Source organism: Ramlibacter sp., from assembly GCF_041916345.1.
Classification (GTDB): domain Bacteria; phylum Pseudomonadota; class Gammaproteobacteria; order Burkholderiales; family Burkholderiaceae_C; genus Ramlibacter.
In genome coordinates, this window is the sequence record NZ_JAYRZR010000137.1 from 1 (window position 1) to 7,046 (window position 7,046).

General features: G+C 70.7%; 8 protein-coding genes. 6 read left to right on the plus strand and 2 right to left on the minus strand.

The features are described from left to right. The 6 genes from ACE3T5_RS20445 to ACE3T5_RS20470 all read left to right on the plus strand — a co-directional run. A partial coding sequence (locus ACE3T5_RS20445; protein ID WP_374669953.1) for a hypothetical protein occupies nt 1–266 on the plus strand: 266 nt, incomplete at its 5' end. Continuing rightward, nucleotides 241–3,381 carry a FecR domain-containing protein gene (locus ACE3T5_RS20450; protein ID WP_374669954.1) on the plus strand — a complete coding sequence of 1,047 codons (3,141 nt, stop codon included), beginning with the start codon at nt 241–243 and terminating at the stop codon, nt 3,379–3,381. The genes ACE3T5_RS20445 and ACE3T5_RS20450, both read left to right, overlap by 26 nt. A 49-nt stretch (nt 3,382–3,430) precedes the next feature. After that, nucleotides 3,431–3,988: a cob(I)yrinic acid a,c-diamide adenosyltransferase gene (locus ACE3T5_RS20455; protein WP_374669955.1), complete on the plus strand. Its 558-nt coding sequence runs from the start codon at nt 3,431–3,433 to the stop codon at nt 3,986–3,988. A gap of 173 nt (nt 3,989–4,161) precedes the next feature. Then, nucleotides 4,162–4,788 carry a hypothetical protein gene (locus ACE3T5_RS20460; protein ID WP_374669956.1) on the plus strand — a complete coding sequence of 209 codons (627 nt, stop codon included), beginning with the start codon at nt 4,162–4,164 and terminating at the stop codon, nt 4,786–4,788. 59 nt (nt 4,789–4,847) lie between these two features. Further along, on the plus strand, nt 4,848–5,051 hold the full coding sequence (locus tag ACE3T5_RS20465) for a hypothetical protein (protein WP_374669957.1): 204 nt from the start codon (nt 4,848–4,850) through the stop codon (nt 5,049–5,051). A 48-nt stretch (nt 5,052–5,099) separates the two neighbouring features. After that, nucleotides 5,100–5,309, plus strand: a complete 210-nt coding sequence (locus ACE3T5_RS20470) for a hypothetical protein (protein ID WP_374669958.1) — start codon at nt 5,100–5,102, stop codon at nt 5,307–5,309. 14 nt (nt 5,310–5,323) lie between these two features. Here ACE3T5_RS20470 and ACE3T5_RS20475 read toward each other — a convergent pair whose 3' ends face one another. Then, the gene (locus tag ACE3T5_RS20475) at nt 5,324–6,463 is read right to left on the minus strand and encodes a hypothetical protein (RefSeq protein WP_374669959.1); all 1,140 of its coding nucleotides are present in this window, start codon (nt 6,461–6,463) and stop codon (nt 5,324–5,326) included. Nucleotides 6,464–6,486: 23 nt separating this feature from the next. Continuing rightward, nucleotides 6,487–6,909: a hotdog fold thioesterase gene (locus ACE3T5_RS20480; RefSeq protein ID WP_374669960.1), complete on the minus strand. Its 423-nt coding sequence runs from the start codon at nt 6,907–6,909 to the stop codon at nt 6,487–6,489. Nucleotides 6,910–7,046 lie beyond the last annotated feature (137 nt).

Sequence of the window (7,046 nt, forward strand, 5' to 3'; positions counted from 1 at the left end):
CTGCGCCCCCCGCTGCAGGACCGGCGCCCGCACCGGCACCGGCTCCCGGGGCAGCGCCCGCCCCGGGGCCGGCCGCGCCGCCGCCGGCCGGTTCGGACGGCGGCCCCTCCACGCTGCCCGTGCTGAGCGGCGCCCTGGCGACTTCACTGGAGCTGCCGCTGTTCATCGCGGTGGAGAAGACACGTCCGCAGCCGCTGCCGCCGCAAGGGTCGCGCGGCACTGACGACGAGGAGAACGACGATGGCGCCGTCCTCATCTGCCGCTAGGCGCGCCGCGGGCTGGCTGCTGGCTGGCCTGCTGCTGCCGCTGGCCGCGCAGGGCCAGTCCCAGCCGCAGCCGATCGGCGACGTGATCACCAGCCAGGGCACCGTGACGGTCGACGCGCCGTCTGGCACCGCGCGGCTGGCCGGCCCTGACGAGCCGCTGTACCTCGGCGAGATCGTTCGTGCCCAGGCCGGCTCGCGCGCCGAGCTGCGGCTGCGCGACGGCACGCGGATGCAGGTGGCGGCCAACTCGGCCATCCACCTCAGCGAGTTCGTGCTGAAGCCCGAGCAGCCGGCGGAGGAGCGCCTGTCGACGCGCCTGCTCAAGGGGGCGATGCGCGTGCTCACCGGCGCGATCGCCCAGCGACGGCCCGGCAACGCGCTCTTCACCACCCCCACCGCCACGCTGGGCATCCGTGGCACCGATTTCGTCATGCGTGTCTGCGACGACGATTGCCGGCTCTCGGAGGACGCCACGGTGGCACGCGCGGGCGGTGAGTTCGTCGGCCGGCTCGGCGGCAGCGCCGGCGGCGTGAGCGCCATCGATGCCCGGGGCCGCTGGCGCGTGCTGCCGCTGTCGGCGCCGCTGCGCGAAGGCGATCACGTGCTCACCGGCGCCACCGGCATCGCCCTGCTGGTGCTGCGCGATGGCACACGCGTCACGCTGGATCCGGGCTCGCGGCTCTGGCTGCGCGAGGTCCGCTTCGACGAAGCGGCACCCCGCCAGGGGCGCATCCGCATGGAGCTGCAGCGCGGGGCGGCGCAGGTCAGCAGCGGCCAGCTCGCCCGGCTGCGGCCCGAGCGCTTCGTGTTCGAGGCGGGCGGGCAGGTCCTGCGCGCGCACGGCACGGCCTGGGGGGCGGTGGTGGAGGTGGTCACCCAGACGGCCAATCAGGCTGCCGACGCGGCCCGCGACGCCGGGCAGCGCGCCACGGGCGCGGCCGGGGAAGCGGCAGCCACGGCGATCCGCAACGCGGCCGCGCCGGTGCTGGAGGCGATGTCGGCCCAGCTCGATGCCCTGACGCGGACCCCGCCGCGCACGCCGGACGAGGTGCGCGCGGCGCAGGCCGCGGTGCAGGCGCTGAGCGACCGGCTGCAGCAGGCCGTGGGCCCCGCGACGGTGGCTCAGGGCCCGCAGGACACGGCGGTCAGGGAAACGGTGGCGGCGCTGAACGTGCTGCGGTGGCGCTTCCTGGCGCAGGCGAGCGGCATCGCGGACGCGGGGGCCACAGCGGCCAGCATGGGCGCGGCAAATCCCCTCGGCTACACCTTCCTTGTGGCGATCAGCAGCGATCTGGCCTCGACCGTGCGGCAGCCGGGCGACAACCCTGAAACCGCCGCCTGGCGGGCCGCCTACGCGGCGGTGGGGCTGCGGGCCGACGACCTGGAGGCGCTGTACCAGATGACGCAGCTGCCGCAGTTCATGATCGGGCCGCGCGTGGACCAGCTCCTTTCCGACCGCACCGACCCCTACTTCGACGCCCAGGGCCAGGCCGCCCAGCAGCGGTTGCGGGCCACACTCGATGCCGCAGGCCAGGCGCTGGCGGAGCGTGCGCAGGCCGCGGCCGGCGGCGGGCAGACGGGTGGGGGCCAGACCGGCGGTGGCCAGCGCCAGCTGGCTCGTCCCGCCGGTGGCGAGCGCGCCGCTCCGACGCCGGGGCAATCGCTGGCGGGCGCGGGCGGGCCGGCCACGCGGCTTGCGAATCTCGCCGTGACCGAGGGCGCGGTCTCCGTGCGGGGGGATGGCGGCGTCCTGCGGGTGGAGGCCGGCCAGCGCATCGCCGTCCTCGGCAAGGGCTTCGTGCCCAGCGAGTCGGTGCCGGCCTTCCAGGCGCCCGACCCGCGCGGGGTGAGCGTGGACCCGGGCCGCTTCTTCGGGCCCGACCTCGGCCAGGTGGCGCAATCCGGCCAGGCCGGGCAGGCGCCGGCCGGCACCTACGTGCATGTGCACGATGGCGCGGTGGCCCTGGCCCAGGGCGGTGAGGAAGTGGTGCTGACCCAAGGCGAGACCGCCCTGGCCCCGGCGGACGGCGGCGCGCCGCGCAAGGTGCGCAACGGTGTCCGGGTGGCGTCGTCGGGCGCGCTCGGACTGCCGGCCACGATTGCGGGGCCGATCTGCCGGCCGGAGGATCCGCCCCCCGGTCCGGTGGCGGGGTTCGGCTGGCGGCCGACGCTGGCCGTCGCGGATGTGCAGGGCGCCGCGTTCCAGGGCGAGATCGACGGCAAGCTGACCGAGCAGGATGTCGCGGGCCGCACGGGCGGAAGCGGCACACTGGGTGGCAATCGGTTCGGCGCCAATTTCGCGCCGAGCGGGCGCGAGGGTCTGGCTGGCGAGGCGAAGGGCAGCGGTCTGAGTGGTGCCGGTCGGCTGCAGGCGACGGAGAACGTCGTCACGGGTCGGCACTCGGACACCTTCGCGGGCAACCGCATCAACAATGCCGGCGGCGGCGACGTCACGCTCGGCGGCCGGCCGGGGCGGGTGGGCAACACGGATCGTGGCGGCCAGGTGGCCTCGGGCATGTCGGTGTACGCGGGCAGCGGCGGCGTCGGCTTTGCGCAGCCGATGACCACCAGCGAAGTGGCCGAGGGCCTGCAGGCCGCGGGCGGCACGGTCACCGGCCAGGGCTTCACGGATGCCGCGGAGCTGGCCTATGCCCAGAGCGTCGGCAGCGACGGCTACCAGGCTACCAAGGACATGACGAACAGCGAGCGCATTGCCTACTGGACCGCTGAGCAGAACAGCCAGATGACCGGCGGCAAGCCCATGACGCCCGAGCAGGCGGCCGCCGAGCGCGACAGCCAGGCGCGCGGCGCCGGCGGCCGTCCGCGCGAGGACGACAACCCGTCCGCTGGCGGCAGCGGAGTGCCCATCTACCTGGGTGCGGGCGCCTTCGGCAACGAGATCCGCGGCGTCGAGCGGGCGGTGAACGCCCGCATCGGCCGCGCGGGTGGGGCCGGTGACGGCCGGGGTGACCAGCAGGCGGCCGGCGGCACCGGTGGCATGGCCATGCAGCGCGGCGCGCAGCTCGGCGCCCCCACCGGGCCTGGACCGACCGGCACGCTGAACCTGGATGCGGCGCTGTCCATCAACCGGCTGGTCAATCCCGGCAGCCAGTAGGGGGTGGGCGCGGCTGCCGCACAATCCGGCCCTGCAAGGAGAACAGCACATGGGCCAGCGCCTCACCCAGATCGCCACCCGCACCGGCGACGACGGCACCACCGGGCTGGGTGACAACACCCGGGTACCCAAGGACCACCTGCGCGTGCAGGCGATGGGCGATGTGGACGAACTGAACTCGCACATCGGGGTGCTGCTGTGCGAGGAGGTGCCCGGCCCCATGCGCGAGCTGCTGGTGGACATCCAGCATCAGCTCTTCAACCTCGGCGGCGAACTGTCCATCCCCGGCTTCGAGCTGCTGAAGGCGGAGGCCGTGCTGGCGCTCGACGATGCACTGGCGCACTACAACGCGCAGCTGCCGCGCCTGCAGGAGTTCATCCTGCCGGCCGGCACCCGCGCGGCCTCGCAGGCCCATGTGTGCCGCACCGTGGCCCGCCGGGCCGAGCGCGCGGTGGTCGCGCTGGGTCGGCAGGAGCCGCTGCGTGATGCGCCGCGGCAGTACCTGAACCGCCTGTCGGACCTGCTGTTCGTGCTGGCGCGCACGCTGAACCGCCAGCATGGCGGCGACGACGTGTACTGGAAGAGCGAGCGGCTGGCGCGGGGCTGAGGCGAAGGTCGGCCACATTCCGTGTGGCTTGACATTGTTGGTAAATGGAGTAAACTTGCTTCCGTCGGCCTTAGGGTCTCGGTAGCTCTGCCTTCTCACGTCCTTACGCCATGAGCCACACAAAAATTACTTTTCGCCTTACTGGCCAGCTGTATGACGCGCAGTCAACGCGATTGACCAAGCTGCGAAGAGACGTTGTTCTCGACTCGCTACTCGCGCTCGAAGTGCCACGGCTGAACGAGGAGATCGCAGAGCCGAACTCCGAGGCTGTGAGGGCATTCATAGACTTCAACGTCAAGCAGCGGCTTAAGACCGACGGCCGACAAATCTCAGTCCTCCTAGCCACTTCCACTGCAGAGCAGCTCACAGAAGTCTGCAATCGCAAGCTGGTCCCACGTGACGCCTTCCTGAATCGCATCTTCCTGTTGCTGCTGGCAAGTCCTAACTGGCTGGCAACGAACTACTTCCTTGAGAAGCGGGCAGATGTCAGGCGTGCGGCTGAAGAGGTCGCCCGGAAATATGCAAACCCCAGCGCCGAGATCGACAACCTACATGCTCCGCTGGCAGTTGTTGAGGCCGTTCTGGCGGATCCGTTTGCTGGACTGCGTGAGACCTGGAATCACCTCTGGCCAGACCTCACCGGCCACTTCTATAGGCATGTCTTGATGGAGACGACGTTGCTCGGCCTTAACTGCACGGTTCCCGAAGATCTTGTCCCTGGTACAGCGGCATTTGCGAGCCGAGCACAGGCAGTCAGGGATTTCGATGACCTCATTGGTGACAAGGGAGAGCGGAAGTGAATGTCACGAAACTGAGCACCCACGCGACACATCGGCTATGCGACCGCAGCATTCCGCAGATGATCATCGAAGCGCTGCTGGACTTCGGCGAGCGGTTGCCATCGTACGACGCCACTCTCATTCGATGGTCCAAGAAGGCTTGGCGGGAGTACACAAGGGAGGTAGGCCGAGCGGCGGCATCGCATCTGGTGAAGTTCAGGGGCGCTGCAATCGTCGTCTCTCGTGACGAGACAACGGTCATCACCGTCATGTGGCTTCACTGAGGGACGCCTTGCGCGCAGCAGCCAACCAAGCATCAGAAATTGCTACGTATGAGCCCCTACACCTTCATCAACGACTTTCTGGGATCCGACGCCGCGAAGGCCGGTGGTGTCGTCAGGCGCAAGAAGGCCCATATCGACGCGCAGGGCCTCTACTCTTTCCTGCTGGATGAGGTCAAGAAGCGAGGGTTCCACCTCTTGGAAGCGGGCGACCAGTACATCGTCATCTGCGGCGCCGGCCCGATCACCATTCACGTATAGAGTGGCCCACGAAGTTAGAACGGCACCGCGTGGCGCTGCGCCGCGCGCTGCGTGCGCAGCCAGCGCTTCAGGCCCTCATCCTCGCGCACGAGCTGCAGGTCGCTCTCCATGCAGCGGATGTCGTGCCGGAGCTGGGCGCGCTCATCCATCAGCGCGGCGCGCAGGGTCTCCTCGCTCACCGGCAGGAAGGGCGACAGCTCGAACTCCATCATCAGTTGCTGGGCCAGCAGGTCCAGGTCGGCCTGCAGGGCGGCGGCCTGTTCCTTCAGCAGCACGCACAAGGCCTCGGCCTTCTCGCGCGCCATGCGCGCCACGCCCTCCTCACCGATGTGTTCCACGCGCATCTGCAGGTGGAGCAGGGCGGTGAGGTCGCGGCGCTCGTAGGCCGCATTGGCCTCGCCCATCAGCTGGGTCTTGCGGTCGCGCTCGGCGGGGTCGGTCTCGCGATCCGGGTGCAGGGCGCTCGCGAGCTGGCGGTACAGGGTGCGCAACGCGGTCTGGGCATCCTGCTGCGCCTGCGCCGCCTGCTGCTGGCGGGCGGTGGGCGGCTTGCGGCGCCGGCTGGCGCGCCGCTGCTGGGCATCGGCCTCGGCGTCGGCCAGTGCCTCGGCCTTGCTCCGCGCGGCGCGCAGGATCTCCTCGATGGAGGCGGCGTCCTCTTCCAGCTCCAGCTCGGTGTCGAACGCGGACTCGAACATCGCCTGCAGGTCCGCTGCTTCGTCCTTCTGCTTCTGCGCCAGGCTGCGCGGGCTGTGCCGGTCATGCACGGCCTGCATCCCGGCGTCGCCCGAGGCGGCCAGCGCATGGGCGAGCGCGCACAGGATCTCGCGGAGGTTGCGGCGCTGCGGCGTGGAGAGGCCCGGCCGCGACAGCCGCTCGTCCAGGAACACCGCCATCTCGCGCATCAGCGCCAGGTGCCGCTGGTGCAGCGGGGTGAGGTCGCGCATGACGGCGGCCCGGTGCGCGTCGCCCGCGCGCCGCAGCGCCTCGATGTGGCGTGTCAGGCCTTCCACCTTGTCCAGCAGGCGGTTGAAGCGCTGCTGCTCGGGTGTGAGCTTCGCGGCCTGGATCCTCAGCGCGTTGCCCGGTGCCGCAGGCGGCGCGTCACCGAACAGGGAGGCCTGCACGGCGGCGGGGCGCTTTCGGGTGGCCATGGGTGCGCCTGGTGAGGCCGGGGTCAGCGCTCTTCCAGCACCGCCATCGTGATGCGCGACACGCAGGTCAGCCGGCCCTGGTCGTCGTGCAGGTCGATGTGCCACACGTGCGTGCTGCGGCCCACGTGTACCGGCCGCGTGGTGCCGGTCACCCAGCCGGCCGTGGCGCCGCGGATGTGGTTGGCGTTGATGTCCAGGCCCACCACGCGGTGGCCGGGCGGGCAGCAGTAGATCGCGCCGCAGGAGCCCAGCGTCTCCGCCAGCACCACGCTCACGCCGCCGTGCAGCAGGCCATAGGGCTGGCGGGTGCGTGCATCCACCGGGATGCGCGCGCGGATGAAGTCGTCGCCGACTTCCAGGAATTCCATGCCCAGGTGGGCAGGGGCCGTGTCGAGGTGGATGCGAGTAAGCGCCTCGACGCTGATGGGGCGGGTCCAGATGGGCATGCGGCCGATGTTATTGAGTCGGCATCAATGAAGTTGAATCAAGCCGCATAGCGAACAGGCTCATGCTCGAAGTAGCTCTTGATCCGCTCGGGCTGGCGCTGGACGCTGCGCAGGTGTCCGGCTGTTGCCTTCACCAG

What these genes read in the sequence shown, in the direction of transcription:
- ACE3T5_RS20450 (WP_374669954.1), top strand. Translation starts at nt 241, where the DNA reads ATGGCGCCGTCCTCATCTGCCGCTAGGCGCGCCGCGGGCTGGCTGCTG.
- ACE3T5_RS20455 (WP_374669955.1), top strand. Translation starts at nt 3,431, where the DNA reads ATGGGCCAGCGCCTCACCCAGATCGCCACCCGCACCGGCGACGACGGC.
- ACE3T5_RS20465 (WP_374669957.1), top strand. Translation starts at nt 4,848, where the DNA reads ATGATCATCGAAGCGCTGCTGGACTTCGGCGAGCGGTTGCCATCGTAC.
- ACE3T5_RS20470 (WP_374669958.1), top strand. Translation starts at nt 5,100, where the DNA reads ATGAGCCCCTACACCTTCATCAACGACTTTCTGGGATCCGACGCCGCG.
- ACE3T5_RS20475 (WP_374669959.1), bottom strand. Translation starts at nt 6,463, where the DNA reads ATGGCCACCCGAAAGCGCCCCGCCGCCGTGCAGGCCTCCCTGTTCGGT.
- ACE3T5_RS20480 (WP_374669960.1), bottom strand. Translation starts at nt 6,909, where the DNA reads ATGCCCATCTGGACCCGCCCCATCAGCGTCGAGGCGCTTACTCGCATC.